This is a genomic window from Kluyvera cryocrescens NBRC 102467, from assembly GCF_001571285.1.
GTDB classification, from domain to species: Bacteria; Pseudomonadota; Gammaproteobacteria; order Enterobacterales; family Enterobacteriaceae; genus Kluyvera; species Kluyvera cryocrescens.
Genome location: NZ_BCTM01000011.1, coordinates 49373 through 64611 on the forward strand (window position 1 = coordinate 49373; position 15239 = coordinate 64611).

Below are 15239 nucleotides of genomic sequence, written 5' to 3' on the forward strand. Positions count from 1 at the left end.
CAGATGTGCGAATTGCCTGCCTGTTGGCGAGCGGTTATGTTAGGTCTTTACCGATCATTTAGCGTCGGCGGATGAGTTATACGCCGTCGACACATGGCCGCCGGAAAATGAGTTCCCCGGTCATCAAGATGCAAGAGAAGCCTGGAGGCAAACCATGGAGATGTTGTCTGGAGCCGAGATGGTCGTCCGGTCGTTAATCGATCAGGGCGTGAAGCAGGTATTTGGCTACCCGGGGGGCGCTGTCCTCGATATCTATGACGCGCTACATACGGTCGGTGGCATTGATCATGTGCTGGTGCGTCATGAGCAAGCGGCGGTCCATATGGCCGATGGCCTGGCGCGCGCGACGGGTGAAGTGGGCGTGGTGCTGGTGACTTCCGGCCCAGGAGCGACCAATGCCATTACCGGTATTGCGACGGCTTATATGGACTCGATACCGCTGGTTGTGCTGTCCGGTCAGGTGGCAACTTCGCTGATTGGCTACGATGCATTTCAGGAGTGCGACATGGTCGGGATTTCGCGACCGGTGGTGAAGCACAGTTTCCTGGTGAAGCAGACCGAAGATATTCCCGGCGTTTTGAAAAAAGCATTCTGGTTGGCGGCCAGCGGTCGTCCAGGCCCGGTGGTGGTTGATCTGCCAAAGGATATCCTCAACGCTGCGCATAAGATGCCTTATGTTTGGCCTGATGCGGTGAGCATGCGTTCTTATAATCCGACCACCACAGGGCATAAAGGACAAATCAAACGCGCATTGCAGACGCTTATCGCGGCGAAAAAGCCGGTGGTGTACGTTGGCGGCGGCGTAGTCAACGCCGAATGTCATACGCAGCTACGGGCGCTTATCGAAAAACTCAATTTACCGGTTGCTTCTTCACTGATGGGGCTAGGCGGTTTTCCGGCAACGCATCGACAGGCACTGGGGATGTTGGGGATGCACGGTACCTACGAAGCCAATATGACGATGCATCATTCTGACGTGATTTTTGCCGTCGGGGTCCGCTTCGATGACCGCACAACCAATAATCTGGCGAAGTACTGCCCGAATGCGACCGTACTGCATATCGACATCGATCCTACCTCGATCTCGAAAACCGTTCCGGCGGATATTCCGATTGTTGGCGATGCGGGTCTCGTTCTCGATCAAATGCTGGAGCTGCTGGATCAAGAGAGCACCGTCCAGCCGCTGGATGATATCCGCGACTGGTGGCAGCAAATCGAACAGTGGCGCGCTCGCCAGTGCCTGAAATACGACACCCAGAGCGGCCAGATTAAGCCTCAGGCGGTGGTGGAAACCATCTGGAAACTGACCAATGGTGACGCTTATGTGACCTCTGATGTGGGCCAGCATCAGATGTTCGCCGCGCTGTACTACCCGTTTGATAAACCGCGCCGCTGGATTAACTCGGGCGGGCTCGGCACGATGGGCTTCGGTCTGCCTGCCGCCCTTGGCGTTAAGATGGCTCTGCCGGATGCCACCGTGGTGTGCGTGACTGGCGATGGCAGCATCCAGATGAATATTCAGGAGCTCTCGACCGCATTGCAATATGAACTGCCGGTGCTGGTGCTCAACCTCAACAACGGCTATCTGGGGATGGTGAAGCAGTGGCAGGATATGATCTATTCCGGTCGTCACTCCCAGTCTTATATGCAGTCGCTGCCGGACTTTGTTCGCCTGGCTGAAGCTTACGGCCATGTTGGGATCCGCATTACCGAGCCATCCGAACTTGAGAGCAAGCTGACGGAGGCACTGGAGCAGGTGCGCAATAATCGCCTGGTGTTTGTCGACGTCTGCGTCGATGGGAGCGAACACGTCTATCCTATGCAGATCCGCGGCGGATCAATGGACGAGATGTGGCTGAGTAAAACGGAGAGAACCTGATTATGCGCCGGATATTATCTGTATTGCTGGAAAACGAGTCCGGTGCGCTGTCGCGCGTCATCGGGTTGTTCTCACAACGTGGGTACAACATTGAAAGCCTGACCGTTGCGCCCACTGATGATCCCACGCTGTCACGCATGACCATTCAAACGGTCGGTGATGAAAAAACCATAGAGCAGATTGAAAAGCAGCTGCATAAGTTGGTGGATGTGCTGCGGGTTACGGAGCTAGGGCAGGGCGGGCACGTAGAGCGTGAAATCATGCTGGTGAAGGTTCAGGCCAGCGGTTATGGCCGTGACGAGGTCAAACGCAACACGGAGATTTTCCGTGGGCAGATTATTGACGTCACGCCGTCGCTGTATACCGTGCAGCTCGTTGGCACGAGCGATAAGCTGGATGCATTCCTTGCCTCGCTGCGCGATGTCGCCAGAATTGTGGAAGTGGCGCGCTCAGGTGTAGTTGGATTATCACGCGGTGACAAGATTATGCGTTAGCCTGGATCTCATCGCTTTATCGTAGCCCGGCCAGACGTCGGGCTTTTTTTTGCGAAATCAGCAAGAAGTGCGAAGAAAAGCTATTGCCGATGAGATCATTCTGCGTTTAGATGTTACGGATTATACTTATAAAGCAAGGGGCAATTGTGAAACTGGATGAGATCGCCCGGCTTGCCGGTGTTTCCCGAACCACCGCTAGCTATGTGATTAACGGCAAAGCGAAGCAGTATCGCGTGAGCGACAAGACTGTCGAAAAAGTGATGGCCGTGGTGCGTGAGCATAACTACCATCCTAACGCGGTCGCTGCCGGCCTGCGTGCAGGACGCACGCGTTCTATTGGGTTAGTGATCCCGGACCTGGAGAACACCAGCTATACCCGTATCGCGAACTATCTTGAACGGCAGGCGCGCCAGCGCGGCTATCAGCTGCTGATTGCCTGTTCGGAAGATCAGCCAGATAACGAAATGCGCTGCATTGAGCATCTGCTGCAGCGCCAGGTTGACGCCATTATTGTTTCCACCTCTCTGCCGCCGGAACATCCTTTCTATCAGCGCTGGGCTAACGACTCATTCCCGATTGTCGCGCTTGACCGTGCACTCGATCGTGAGCACTTCACCAGCGTCGTTGGTGCCGATCAGGACGATTCGGAGATGCTGGCCGCTGAGCTGCGTACTTTCCCGGCCGAAACGGTCCTTTATCTCGGAGCGCTTCCGGAGCTGTCGGTAAGCTATCTGCGTGAGCAGGGCTTCCGGACTGCCTGGAAAGACGATCCGCGCGAGGTTAATTTCCTCTACGCCAACAGCTACGAGCGCGAAGCGTCAGCGGTGCTGTTTGAGAAGTGGCTGGAAACGCATCCGATGCCGCAGGCGTTGTTCACCACTTCATTTGCATTGTTGCAGGGGGTTATGGACGTCACGCTGCGCCGTGAAGGTAAGCTGCCGACCGATCTTGCGATTGCGACCTTTGGTGATAATGAGCTGCTCGATTTCCTGCAGTGCCCAGTGCTGGCGGTGGCTCAGCGTCACCGTGATGTGGCTGAACGCGTGCTGGAAATTGTCCTCGCAAGCCTTGATGAGCCTCGTAAACCGAAGCCAGGGCTAAGTCGTATTCGCCGTAATCTTTATCGTCGCGGCAGTTTGAGTCGCCGGTAATCCTTTTACGATGAGGGTGGCAATAGGCTGCCTTCATCGTGAAAACATTATTCTCGTGTGGATATTCAGATAATTCCTTATTTTTTGTTAGCCTTCTATTTAATTCCCCTCAAAATTACCTGCCGAGCGTTTATTATTGTGAACGCAAAATAAAATTATATTATTTGTGTATTATTTTGTTACATTCTCCCGGCAGATTGCCGAAATAACAAACACTTCTTTGCTGACCTACCAGAATGGGATCTCGTCTGCATTTGAAATCCTCGCAAGGGCGCGCCACTAGGACTGTTAACGGACAGCAGAATGTCCTAAAATGCCGCTCGCGTCGCAAACTGACACTTTATAAATTCTTTTGATGATATTTAGTTGCGTTAACGCGTTGTGAAACTGTCTGTATTTTTCTTGCGGGTATTCATGACGTTAATTTGCCTCGTCGGTTGGATAATTTTTAATCAGGGCTATTGTCGTCCGTAAATAACGGTATTTTGGACTCTGTTGGCATTCATGCTGGCTTGACAAGCTTTTCCTCTGCTCCGTAAACTCCTTAAAGTGGGAATTTGTGGGGCAAAGTGGTAATTAGGGGAGAGGCTGGCATGTTCCGAGGGGCAACGTTAGTCAATCTCGACAGCAAAGGGCGTTTAGCCGTCCCAGTCCGATATCGGGACACGCTGCTTGAGAATGCTACCGGTCAAATGGTTTGTACCATTGACATCCATCACCCCTGCCTGCTGCTTTATCCTCTGCCCGAGTGGGAAATTATCGAGCAAAAGTTATCGCGTTTGTCGAGCATGAATCCCGTCGAGCGCCGCGTACAGCGATTGCTGTTGGGACATGCTAGCGAATGTCAGATGGATAACGCGGGGCGATTATTGATTGCGCCGGTTTTACGGCAACACGCCGGATTGACCAAAGAAGTGATGCTGGTCGGGCAGTTCAACAAATTTGAACTGTGGGATGAAACGGCCTGGTATCAACGGGTCAAGGAAGATATCGACGCTGAGCAATCTGCTTCAGGGGCGCTGTCGGAGCGATTGCAGGATTTGTCCTTATAAATATGATGGAAAATTTTAAACATACTTCTGTACTGCTGGATGAAGCCGTTAACGGCCTGAATATTCGTCCAGACGGTATCTATATTGATGGCACCTTTGGCCGTGGCGGTCACTCGCGTCTCATTCTCTCGCAGCTTGGCGAGCAGGGACGTCTGATCGCAATCGATCGCGATCCTGAAGCGATCGCAGTGGCCAAGACCATTGATGATCCGCGTTTTTCCATCGTCCATGGCCCTTTCTCTGCGCTGGCGGACTACGTCGCCGAGCGCGATCTCGTCGGCAAGATCGATGGCATTCTTCTCGATCTTGGCGTCTCTTCGCCGCAGCTCGATGATGCCGAACGCGGTTTCTCATTTATGCGTGACGGTCCGCTGGATATGCGTATGGATCCTACGCGCGGCCAATCGGCTGCCGAATGGCTGCTTACCGCGGAAGAAGCGGACATTGCCTGGGTTATTAAAACCTTCGGTGAAGAACGTTTTGGTAAACGCATTGCGCGCGCCATTGTGGAGCGCAACCGTATTGAGCCGATGACGCGAACCAAAGAGCTGGCGGAAGTGATCGCCGCTGCGATGCCGGTAAAAGACAAATTCAAACACCCCGCAACCCGTACCTTCCAGGCGGTGCGTATTTGGGTGAATAGTGAGCTGGAGGAGATAGAGCAGGCGCTAAAAAGCTCGCTTGGCGTGCTGGCCCCGGGTGGGCGGCTGTCAATCATTAGCTTCCATTCGCTGGAAGACCGCATTGTGAAACGCTTTATGCGTGAACAAAGCCGCGGTCCTCAGGTTCCAGCGGGGATCCCGATGACTGAAGAGCAGCTCAGGAAACTGGGTGGCCGTCATTTACGAGCGCTAGGCAAGTTGATGCCGGGCGAAGAAGAAGTGGCCGAGAATCCACGTGCTCGTAGTTCAGTGCTGCGTATTGCAGAGAGGACGAACGCATGATCGGCAGAGTGACAGAAACCCTAAGCAAAATAACCGGGTCGTTAGGAAATGGCGAACGTCATGCCTTGCCTGGCGTTATTCGCGACGACCTTTTGCAATATGGGAAGCTGCCACTCTGTCTGTTCATTTGCATTATTGTTACGGCGGTAACGGTGGTGACGACCGCTCACCATACTCGCCTGTTAACGGCCCAACGTGAACAGTTGGTGCTGGAGCGCGATGCGTTGGACATTGAGTGGCGAAACCTGATCCTCGAAGAGAATGCTTTGGGCGATCATAGCCGCGTCGAACGTATCGCTACAGATAAGTTGCAGATGCAACATGTTGATCCGTCAAAAGAAAACATTGTTGTACAAAAATAAGGATTATTGCAACGCATGAAACCGGCGGCAAAAACGCTTAAACCGAAACGTCAGGAAGAACAGGCCAGCTTTATAAGCTGGCGTTTTGCGTTGCTTTGCGGCTGTATTCTGATTGCACTGGGTTTCCTGCTGGGCCGCGTGGCTTGGCTACAGATTATCGCGCCAGATATGCTGGTGCGTCAGGGTGACATGCGTTCGCTGCGCGTGCAGGAAGTTTCCACGTCTCGCGGCATGATTACTGATCGCTCTGGTCGCCCGTTGGCGGTGAGCGTGCCGGTAAAAGCCATCTGGGCTGACCCGAAAGAGCTGCATGAAGCCGGCGGTGTGGTGCTGAACAATCGCTGGAAGGCGCTGGCAGATGCGCTCAATATGCCGCTCGATCAGCTGGCATCGCGCATCAACACCAACCCACGTATGCGCTTTATCTATCTGGCTCGTCAGGTTAACCCTGATATGGCCGACTACATCAAAAAGCTCAAACTCCCGGGCATTTATCTGCGTGAAGAATCTCGCCGTTATTATCCTTCGGGCGAAGTGACCGCTCACTTGATCGGCTTTACCAACGTCGACAGTCAGGGGATTGAAGGGGTTGAGAAAAGCTTCGATAAGTGGCTCACCGGCCAGCCGGGCGAACGTATTGTGCGTAAAGACCGCTATGGTCGCGTCATCGAAGATATTTCTTCCACCGATAGCCAGGCCGCACACAACCTTGCGTTGAGTATCGATGAACGCCTTCAGGCGCTGGTTTACCGTGAGCTGAATAACGCCGTGGCGTTTAACAAAGCGGAATCCGGCAGCGCCGTTTTGGTCGACGTGAGTACTGGCGAAGTGCTGGCGATGGCCAACAGCCCGTCCTACAACCCGAATAACTTTACCGGCACGGCGAAAGACACCATGCGTAACCGGGCAATTACCGACGTGTTCGAGCCGGGTTCAACGGTAAAACCAATGGTCGTGATGACCGCGCTGCAGCGCGGCGTGGTGCGTGAAAATACCGTACTGAACACCATCCCATATCGAATTAACGGTCATGAAATTAAAGACGTGGCGCGTTACAGTGAATTGACCCTGACAGGGGTTCTACAGAAGTCGAGTAACGTCGGTGTCTCCAAACTGGCGTTAGCGATGCCCTCCTCAGCGTTAGTAGATACTTACTCACGTTTTGGACTGGGAAAAGCGACCAATTTGGGGTTGGTCGGGGAACGCAGTGGCTTATATCCTCAAAAACAACGGTGGTCTGACATAGAGAGGGCCACCTTCTCTTTCGGCTACGGGCTAATGGTAACTCCGTTACAGTTGGCGCGAGTCTACGCAACGATTGGCAGCTACGGCATCTACCGTCCTCTGTCGATTACCAAAGTTGACCCGCCGGTACCCGGCGAGCGCATCTTCCCGGAATCTATCGTCCGCACTGTCGTTCATATGATGGAAAGCGTGGCCCTGCCTGGCGGCGGCGGCGTGAAGGCGGCGATTAAAGGCTACCGTATCGCGATTAAAACCGGTACGGCGAAAAAAGTCGGTCCGGACGGGCGCTATATCAATAAATACATTGCTTACACCGCGGGCGTTGCCCCCGCCAGCCAGCCGCGTTTCGCACTGGTGGTGGTTATCAACGATCCGCAGGCGGGTAAATACTACGGTGGCGCCGTTTCCGCGCCGGTCTTTGGTGCCATCATGGGCGGCGTACTGCGCACGATGAACATTGAACCGGATGCGCTGGCAACGGGCGATAAAAGTGAATTTGTGACAAATCAAGGCGAGGGTTCAGGTGGCAGATCGTAATTTGCGCGACCTTCTTGCTCCGTGGGTGCCAAATGCGCCGGAGCGAGCACTGCGGGAGATGACGCTCGACAGCCGTGTGGCTGCATCGGGCGATCTGTTCGTGGCGGTAGTAGGTCATCAGGCGGACGGGCGTCGATATATCCCGCAGGCAATTGCGCAAGGTGTTGCCGCGATTGTTGCCGAGGCAAAAGATGAAGCGACCGACGGTGAAATTCGCGAGATGCACGGCGTGCCGGTTATTTACCTCAGCCAGTTAAATGAACGTTTATCGGCGCTGGCCGGGCGTTTTTATGATGAACCGTCCGAGAGTCTGCGCCTGATTGGCGTGACAGGAACAAACGGTAAAACCACCACGACCCAACTGATTGCTCAGTGGTGTCAGCTGCTGGGTGAAACCAGCGCGGTGATGGGGACCGTTGGTAACGGTCTGCTCGACAAAGTGATCCCGACTGAGAACACCACCGGCTCGGCGGTTGACGTCCAGCACGTGCTCTCGGGGCTGGTCGCGCAGGGCGCAACCATGGCGGCGATGGAGGTTTCCTCCCATGGCCTGGTGCAGCATCGCGTGGCGGCACTGAAGTTTGCCGCCTCCGTGTTCACCAATCTCAGCCGCGATCATCTTGATTATCATGGTGATATGGAACATTACGAAGCGGCTAAATGGCTGCTTTACTCCACTCATCACTGTGGCCAGGCCATTGTGAATGCCGATGATGAAGTGGGCCGTCGCTGGCTCGGTCGTCTGCCGGATGCGGTGGCCGTATCGATGGAAGACCATATCAACCCAAATTGTCACGGTCGCTGGCTGAAAGCCGTCGACGTGAAATATCACGACAGCGGCGCAACGATTCGCTTCGCATCAACATGGGGCGAAGGTGAGATTGAAAGCCGCCTGATGGGCGCATTTAACGTCAGCAATCTGCTGCTGGCGCTGGCTACGCTGCTGGCGCTGGACTATCCGCTGGCCGATTTGCTGAAAACCTCGGGGCGTCTGCAACCGGTTTGCGGGCGCATGGAAGTGTTCAGCGCGCCGGGTAAACCTACGGTAGTTGTCGATTATGCCCATACCCCTGATGCGCTGGAGAAAGCGCTGCAGGCGGCGCGTCTGCACTGCGTCGGTAAACTGTGGTGCGTCTTTGGCTGCGGCGGCGATCGCGATAAAGGTAAACGCCCACTGATGGGCGCGATTGCCGAGGAGTTCTCCGACATCGTGGTGGTCACCGACGACAACCCGCGTACCGAAGAGCCTCGGGCAATCATTAACGACATTCTGGCAGGCATGGTTGATGCCGGGCACGTGAAGGTGATGGAAGGCCGCGCTGAAGCGGTGACCAACGCCATCATGCAGGCGAAAGAGAATGATGTCGTACTGTTGGCCGGTAAAGGCCATGAAGATTATCAAATTGTAGGCAACCGCCGTCTGGATTACTCAGACCGTATTACCGCAGCGCGTCTGCTGGGAGTGGTGGCATGATTGGCGTAACGCTTAGCCAGCTTTCCGGCGTACTGAACGGTGAGCTTCAGGGTGAAGATGTACTGATCGACGACGTTACGACCGATACCCGAAAAATTACCCCGGGCTGTCTGTTTGTGGCGCTGAAAGGCGAACGTTTTGACGCGCACGATTTTGCGCAAACGGCGAAGGATGCAGGCGCAGGCGCACTGCTGGTCAGCCGTAAGCTGGCTATCGATCTGCCGCAGCTGGTGGTGAGTGATACCCGTCTGGCATTCGGCGAACTGGCGGCGTGGGTGCGTAAGCAGGTCCCTGCTCGCGTGGTCGCGCTAACCGGTTCATCCGGCAAAACGTCGGTAAAAGAGATGACCGCCGCCATTCTGGCGCAGTGCGGTAACACACTTTATACCGCTGGCAATCTAAATAATGACATCGGCGTGCCGATGACATTACTTCGTCTGACCCCAGAACATCAGTTTGCGGTCATTGAACTCGGGGCAAACCACCAGGGCGAAATCGCCTGGACCGTGAGCCTGACGCGTCCTGAAGCGGCGCTGGTGAACAATTTAGCGGCCGCCCATCTGGAAGGATTTGGTTCGTTAGCCGGCGTGGCAAAGGCAAAAGGCGAGATTTTCTCCGGGCTGTCGGAAGGCGGTATTGCCATTCTCAATGCCGACAATAACGACTGGGCAAACTGGCAGCAGATAATTGGCGATCGCACCGTATGGTGCTTCTCGCCGACTGCCGCAGGCAGTGATTTCAGCGCCTCTGATATTCGCATTACCGCGCAGGGCACCGTATTTACGCTGCATACGCCAAACGGCAGTGCTGAAGTGCTTCTGCCGCTACCGGGCCGCCACAATATCGCGAATGCGCTCGCAGCGACCGCGCTGGCGACGGCGGTTGGTGCCGATTTGAATGCGGTGAAAGCCGGGCTGGCGCAGCTTAAAGCGGTACCGGGGCGTCTGTTCCCGGTGCACTTATCGGAGACTCAACTGCTGCTGGACGACTCCTACAACGCTAACGTCGGTTCAATGACTGCGGCGGTGCAGGTGCTGTCCGAAATGCCGGGCTACCGCGTACTGGTGGTCGGCGATATGGCGGAACTGGGTGCTGAAAGCGAAGCCTGTCATATTCAGGTGGGTGAAGCGGCGAAAGCGGCTAGCATCGACCGGGTGTTGAGCGTGGGTCATTTAAGCCAGGCCATCAGTGACGCCAGCGGGGCAGGGGAGCACTTTACCGACAAGGCCTCGGCGATTGCTCGCCTTAACACGCTGATTAAAGAACATAAAACTATCACCATTCTGGTGAAAGGATCACGCAGTGCCGCCATGGAAGAGGTTGTACGCGCATTACAGGAGAATGGGACATGTTAGTATGGCTGGCCGAACACCTGGTCAAATATTATTCTGGCTTTAACGTCTTTTCCTATCTGACGTTTCGCGCCATCGTCAGCCTGCTGACCGCGCTGTTCATCTCATTATGGATGGGCCCGCGCATGATCGCCCGTCTGCAAAAAATGTCCTTCGGCCAGGTCGTGCGTAACGACGGTCCGGAATCCCACTTCAGCAAACGTGGCACTCCGACAATGGGGGGGATCATGATCCTCACCGCGATTGTCGTTTCCGTGCTGCTGTGGGCTTACCCGTCTAACCCATACGTTTGGTGCGTGCTGACGGTGCTGGTGGGCTACGGCATTATCGGCTTCGTCGATGACTACCGCAAAGTGGTTCGCAAAGACACCAAAGGTCTGATTGCTCGCTGGAAATACTTCTGGATGTCGGTGATTGCTCTGGGCGTTGCCTTCGCGCTGTACCTTGCAGGGAAAGACACGCCAGCCACCGAGCTGGTGGTGCCGTTCTTCAAAGACGTGATGCCCCAACTGGGTCTGTTCTACATCCTGCTGGCCTATTTCGTTATCGTGGGTACCGGCAACGCCGTTAACCTGACCGATGGGCTCGATGGCTTGGCGATTATGCCGACCGTATTTGTGGCTGCGGGCTTCGCGCTGGTGGCGTGGGCGAGCGGTAACATGAATTTTGCCAGCTATCTGCATATCCCTTATCTGCGACACGCCGGTGAACTGGTGATTGTCTGTACGGCTATTGTTGGCGCGGGCTTAGGTTTCCTGTGGTTTAACACCTATCCGGCGCAGGTCTTCATGGGTGATGTGGGTTCGCTGGCTCTGGGCGGTGCGCTGGGTATTATCGCTGTGCTGCTGCGCCAGGAGTTCCTGCTGGTCATCATGGGCGGCGTCTTCGTGGTTGAAACCCTGTCGGTCATTCTGCAGGTCGGTTCCTTCAAGCTGCGCGGTCAGCGTATTTTCCGCATGGCGCCGATTCATCACCACTATGAACTGAAAGGCTGGCCGGAACCGCGCGTCATCGTGCGCTTCTGGATTATTTCGCTGATGCTGGTGCTGATTGGCCTGGCAACGCTGAAGGTACGTTAATCATGGCAGATTACCTGGGTAAAAACGTCGTCATTATTGGTCTTGGATTGACCGGGCTTTCCTGCGTGGATTTCTTCCTTGCGCAGAACGTCACGCCGCGCGTGATGGATACCCGAGCGACGCCACCCGGTCTGGATAAACTGCCGGAGACGGTAGAGCGTTACGTCGGCAGCCTGAATGAAGACTGGTTGATGGCAGCTGACCTTATCGTCGCCAGCCCGGGTATTGCGCTGGCGCATCCGGCGCTTTCCCGCGCCGCCGATGCGGGTATTGAAATCGTTGGCGATATTGAGTTGTTCTGCCGTGAAGCGCAGGCACCGATTGTGGCCATTACCGGCTCGAACGGTAAAAGTACCGTCACCACGCTGGTAGGCGAAATGGCGAAAGCCGCGGGTGTCAACGTCGGTGTGGGCGGCAATATTGGCCTGCCAGCGCTGATGCTGTTGGATCCTTCGCGCGAGCTATACGTGCTTGAACTTTCCAGCTTCCAACTGGAAACCACCTCCAGCCTGCGTGCGGCGGCGGCCACAATCCTCAACGTCACCGAAGATCACATGGATCGCTATCCGCTGGGTTTGCAGCAGTATCGGGCGGCGAAACTGCGCGTTTACGAGAATGCCAAAGTTTGCGTGGTGAATGCCGATGACGGCTTGACCATGCCGGTGCGTGGTGCGGATGAGCGCTGCGTCAGCTTTGGCGTTGATGTCGGCGACTATCACCTGAATCGCCAGCAGGGGGAAACCTGGTTGCGCGTGAAGGGCGAAAAAGTGCTGAATGTGAAAGAGATGCCGCTCACCGGGCAGCATAACTATAGCAACGCTCTCGCGGCGCTGGCGCTGGCGGATGCCGTTGGCCTGCCGCGCGCGACCAGTTTGAAGGCGCTGACCACTTTTACCGGGCTGGCCCACCGCTTCCAGATTGTGCTCGAGCATAACGGCGTGCGCTGGATTAACGATTCTAAAGCCACCAACGTGGGCAGCACTGAAGCGGCGTTAAATGGCCTGCACGTCGCGGGGACACTGCACCTGCTGTTGGGGGGAGACGGTAAATCGGCCGACTTCGCGCCGCTGCAGCGCTATCTGACCGGCGATAACATTCGCTTGTACTGCTTTGGCCGTGACGGCGGTGAACTGGCCGCGCTGCGTCCGGAAATTGCCACGCAAACGGAAACCATGGAGCAGGCGATGCGTTTGCTCGCACCGTTGGTGAAAAACGGCGATATGGTTCTGCTGTCGCCAGCCTGCGCCAGCCTCGATCAGTTTAAAAGCTTTGAGCAACGCGGTGACGTCTTTGCTCGTCTGGCGAAGGAGTTAGGTTGATGCGTTTTTCGCTCCCGCGCCTGAGACTGCCTCAACTGAGGCTGCCGCGTTTGCCGGGCATGGGCATTTTCGCATGGCTGTTTGCTGCGCTGAAAGGCTGGGTAATGGGCTCTCGGGATAAAGATTCCGACAGCCTGATCATGTACGACCGCATGCTGCTGTGGCTGACGTTTGGTCTGGCGGCCATTGGTTTTATCATGGTGACCTCGGCGTCAATGCCGGTCGGACAGCGCCTGGCGAACGATCCATTCCTGTTCGCCAAGCGTGATGGGCTGTATCTGCTGCTGGCGCTTGGGTTATCGCTGATTACCCTGCGTATGCCGATGGCCTTCTGGCAGCGGCACAGCACCTTTATGTTGATTGCTTCTATCGGGATGTTGTTGGTCGTTCTGGTGGTGGGGAGCTCGGTTAACGGGGCATCGCGTTGGATTGCTTTCGGCCCTCTGCGTATCCAGCCGGCCGAACTGACCAAGCTGTCGCTGTTTTGCTATATCGCCAACTATTTGGTGCGTAAGGCCGATGAAGTGCGCAACAACCTGCGCGGCTTCTTAAAACCGATGGGCGTGATTTTCGTGCTGGCGATTTTACTGCTGGCGCAGCCGGACTTAGGTACCGTGGTCGTGCTATTCGTCACGACGCTGGCGATGCTATTCCTGGCGGGGGCAAAGCTGTGGCAGTTCATCGCCATTATCGGCATGGGGATCTCAGCGGTGGTGCTGCTGATCCTTGCCGAACCGTATCGTATTCGCCGCGTGACCTCCTTCTGGAACCCGTGGGAAGACCCGTTCGGTAGCGGTTACCAGCTGACGCAATCGCTGATGGCGTTTGGCCGCGGTGAAATGTGGGGGCAGGGATTAGGCAACTCGGTACAAAAACTGGAGTATCTGCCTGAAGCGCATACCGACTTCATCTTTGCCATCATCGGCGAGGAATTGGGTTATATCGGTGTGGTACTGGCCCTTTTAATGGTATTCTTCGTCGCTTTCCGCGCCATGTCCATCGGTCGCAAAGCGCTGGAGATTAACCAACGTTTTTCTGGCTTCCTGGCTTGCGCAATCGGCGTATGGTTCAGCTTCCAGGCGTTGGTCAACGTCGGGGCCGCGGCCGGTATGTTGCCGACCAAAGGTCTGACCCTGCCGTTGATAAGCTACGGTGGCTCCAGTCTTCTGATTATGTCGACAGCCATTACGTTCTTATTACGAATTGATTATGAAACGCGTCTGGAAAAAGCGCAGGCGTTTACCCGAGGTTCTCGATGAGCGGTCAAACAAAGCGGTTAATGGTGATGGCGGGCGGTACTGGCGGACACGTGTTCCCAGGGCTGGCGGTTGCGCACCATTTAATGGAGCAGGGCTGGCAAGTGCGCTGGCTGGGAACCGCAGATCGTATGGAAGCTGACCTGGTGCCGAAACACGGCATTGAAATCGACTTCATTCATATTTCCGGGCTACGTGGCAAAGGCTTGAAAGCGCTGCTGCTGGCACCGATGCGTATTTTTAACGCCTGGCGTCAGGCGCGCGCCATTATGAAACGCTTTAAGCCGGACGTCGTGCTGGGGATGGGCGGTTATGTTTCCGGGCCTGGAGGTCTGGCGGCATGGTCGCTGGGGATCCCGGTGGTGCTGCATGAGCAAAACGGTATTGCCGGTCTGACTAACAAATGGCTGGCGAAGATTGCCACCAAAGTGATGCAGGCTTTCCCTGGCGCATTCGCCCATGCGGAGGTTGTCGGTAACCCGGTGCGCGTTGATGTGCTTGCGCTTCCGTTGCCGGAACAGCGCCTGGTCGGTCGCGATGGCCCGATTCGTGTGCTGGTGGTTGGTGGCTCTCAGGGCGCTCGCGTTCTTAACCAGACCGTGCCACAGGTTGCGGCGCTGTTGGGTGATGCGGTCACTATCTGGCATCAGAGCGGCAAAGGCGGTCAGCAGACCGTTGAGCAGGCATATGCAGATGCCGGCCAGCTGCAGCATAAAGTGACAGAATTTATTGATGACATGGCGGCCGCCTATGCATGGGCTGACGTGGTCGTCTGCCGCTCCGGTGCGCTGACGGTCAGTGAAATTGCTGCTGCTGGGCTACCGGCGATCTTTGTGCCGTTCCAGCATAAAGATCGGCAGCAGTACTGGAATGCGTTACCGCTGGAAAAAGCGGGCGCGGCAAAGATTTTTGAGCAACCTCAGTTTACCGCGCAAGCGGTCGCCGACACGCTGGCGAGCTGGGATCGCAGAACATTACTGGAGATGGCCGAGCGCGCACGCGCAGCGGCTATCCCGGATGCTACCGAGCGGGTAGCAAAAGAAGTGAGCCTGGCAGCTAAGGCTTAATCATCGCGGCGCATTTGCGTCGCCCGAA

At 55.7% G+C, this 15239-nt stretch carries 13 protein-coding genes; all 13 read left to right on the forward strand.

Annotated features, from left to right (window positions below):
* Positions 1 to 154 precede the first annotated feature (154 nt).
* The 13 genes from ilvI to murG all read left to right on the forward strand — a co-directional run bounded on the left by ilvI (position 155) and on the right by murG (position 15211).
* Complete coding sequence (ilvI, locus tag KCR01S_RS08990; RefSeq protein WP_061282264.1) at positions 155 to 1879, forward strand: acetolactate synthase 3 large subunit; 1725 nt, start codon at positions 155 to 157, stop codon at positions 1877 to 1879.
* A gap of 2 nt (positions 1880 to 1881) precedes the next feature.
* Positions 1882 to 2373: an acetolactate synthase small subunit gene (ilvN, locus tag KCR01S_RS08995; protein WP_061282266.1), complete on the forward strand. Its 492-nt coding sequence runs from the start codon at positions 1882 to 1884 to the stop codon at positions 2371 to 2373.
* A gap of 146 nt (positions 2374 to 2519) precedes the next feature.
* Positions 2520 to 3524 carry a catabolite repressor/activator gene (gene cra, locus KCR01S_RS09000; protein ID WP_052283048.1) on the forward strand — a complete coding sequence of 335 codons (1005 nt, stop codon included), beginning with the start codon at positions 2520 to 2522 and terminating at the stop codon, positions 3522 to 3524.
* Between the two features lie 593 nt (positions 3525 to 4117).
* A complete protein-coding gene (gene mraZ / locus KCR01S_RS09005; RefSeq protein ID WP_061282268.1) occupies positions 4118 to 4576 on the forward strand; it encodes a division/cell wall cluster transcriptional repressor MraZ in 459 nt (152 codons plus the stop codon).
* Positions 4577 to 4578: 2 nt separating this feature from the next.
* Positions 4579 to 5520, forward strand: a complete 942-nt coding sequence (gene rsmH, locus KCR01S_RS09010) for a 16S rRNA (cytosine(1402)-N(4))-methyltransferase RsmH (protein WP_061282271.1) — start codon at positions 4579 to 4581, stop codon at positions 5518 to 5520.
* Positions 5517 to 5882: a cell division protein FtsL gene (gene ftsL, locus KCR01S_RS09015; RefSeq protein ID WP_061282273.1), complete on the forward strand. Its 366-nt coding sequence runs from the start codon at positions 5517 to 5519 to the stop codon at positions 5880 to 5882. The genes rsmH and ftsL overlap by 4 nt, the downstream gene beginning before the upstream one ends.
* Before the next feature lie 15 nt (positions 5883 to 5897).
* Positions 5898 to 7664: a peptidoglycan glycosyltransferase FtsI gene (locus KCR01S_RS09020; protein ID WP_052283044.1), complete on the forward strand. Its 1767-nt coding sequence runs from the start codon at positions 5898 to 5900 to the stop codon at positions 7662 to 7664.
* The gene (gene murE, locus KCR01S_RS09025; protein ID WP_061282275.1) at positions 7651 to 9138 is read left to right on the forward strand and encodes a UDP-N-acetylmuramoyl-L-alanyl-D-glutamate--2,6-diaminopimelate ligase; all 1488 of its coding nucleotides are present in this window, start codon (positions 7651 to 7653) and stop codon (positions 9136 to 9138) included. Before KCR01S_RS09020 ends, murE begins: the two co-directional genes overlap by 14 nt.
* A complete protein-coding gene (gene murF / locus KCR01S_RS09030; RefSeq protein WP_061282277.1) occupies positions 9135 to 10493 on the forward strand; it encodes a UDP-N-acetylmuramoyl-tripeptide--D-alanyl-D-alanine ligase in 1359 nt (452 codons plus the stop codon). The genes murE and murF overlap by 4 nt, the downstream gene beginning before the upstream one ends.
* Entirely contained in the window at positions 10487 to 11569 is a 1083-nt protein-coding gene (gene mraY, locus KCR01S_RS09035; RefSeq protein ID WP_052283041.1) for a phospho-N-acetylmuramoyl-pentapeptide-transferase, read from the forward strand. Before murF ends, mraY begins: the two co-directional genes overlap by 7 nt.
* Positions 11570 to 11571: 2 nt before the next feature.
* Entirely contained in the window at positions 11572 to 12888 is a 1317-nt protein-coding gene (gene murD, locus KCR01S_RS09040) for a UDP-N-acetylmuramoyl-L-alanine--D-glutamate ligase (RefSeq protein ID WP_061282279.1), read from the forward strand.
* The gene (gene ftsW / locus KCR01S_RS09045) at positions 12888 to 14147 is read left to right on the forward strand and encodes a cell division protein FtsW (RefSeq protein WP_061282281.1); all 1260 of its coding nucleotides are present in this window, start codon (positions 12888 to 12890) and stop codon (positions 14145 to 14147) included. The genes murD and ftsW overlap by 1 nt, the downstream gene beginning before the upstream one ends.
* Positions 14144 to 15211, forward strand: coding sequence for an undecaprenyldiphospho-muramoylpentapeptide beta-N-acetylglucosaminyltransferase (murG, locus tag KCR01S_RS09050; RefSeq protein ID WP_061282282.1), 1068 nt, complete (start codon positions 14144 to 14146; stop codon positions 15209 to 15211). Before ftsW ends, murG begins: the two co-directional genes overlap by 4 nt.
* The last annotated feature ends 28 nt before the right edge of the window (positions 15212 to 15239 follow it).

Bases quoted from the DNA above. Each gene is read 5' to 3' on its own strand.
- ilvI (WP_061282264.1), top strand. From the start codon at position 155: ATGGAGATGTTGTCTGGAGCCGAGATGGTCGTCCGGTCGTTAATCGAT.
- ilvN (WP_061282266.1), top strand. From the start codon at position 1,882: ATGCGCCGGATATTATCTGTATTGCTGGAAAACGAGTCCGGTGCGCTG.
- mraZ (WP_061282268.1), top strand. From the start codon at position 4,118: ATGTTCCGAGGGGCAACGTTAGTCAATCTCGACAGCAAAGGGCGTTTA.
- rsmH (WP_061282271.1), top strand. From the start codon at position 4,579: ATGATGGAAAATTTTAAACATACTTCTGTACTGCTGGATGAAGCCGTT.
- ftsL (WP_061282273.1), top strand. From the start codon at position 5,517: ATGATCGGCAGAGTGACAGAAACCCTAAGCAAAATAACCGGGTCGTTA.
- KCR01S_RS09020 (WP_052283044.1), top strand. From the start codon at position 5,898: ATGAAACCGGCGGCAAAAACGCTTAAACCGAAACGTCAGGAAGAACAG.
- murF (WP_061282277.1), top strand. From the start codon at position 9,135: ATGATTGGCGTAACGCTTAGCCAGCTTTCCGGCGTACTGAACGGTGAG.
- mraY (WP_052283041.1), top strand. From the start codon at position 10,487: ATGTTAGTATGGCTGGCCGAACACCTGGTCAAATATTATTCTGGCTTT.
- murD (WP_061282279.1), top strand. From the start codon at position 11,572: ATGGCAGATTACCTGGGTAAAAACGTCGTCATTATTGGTCTTGGATTG.
- ftsW (WP_061282281.1), top strand. From the start codon at position 12,888: ATGCGTTTTTCGCTCCCGCGCCTGAGACTGCCTCAACTGAGGCTGCCG.
- murG (WP_061282282.1), top strand. From the start codon at position 14,144: ATGAGCGGTCAAACAAAGCGGTTAATGGTGATGGCGGGCGGTACTGGC.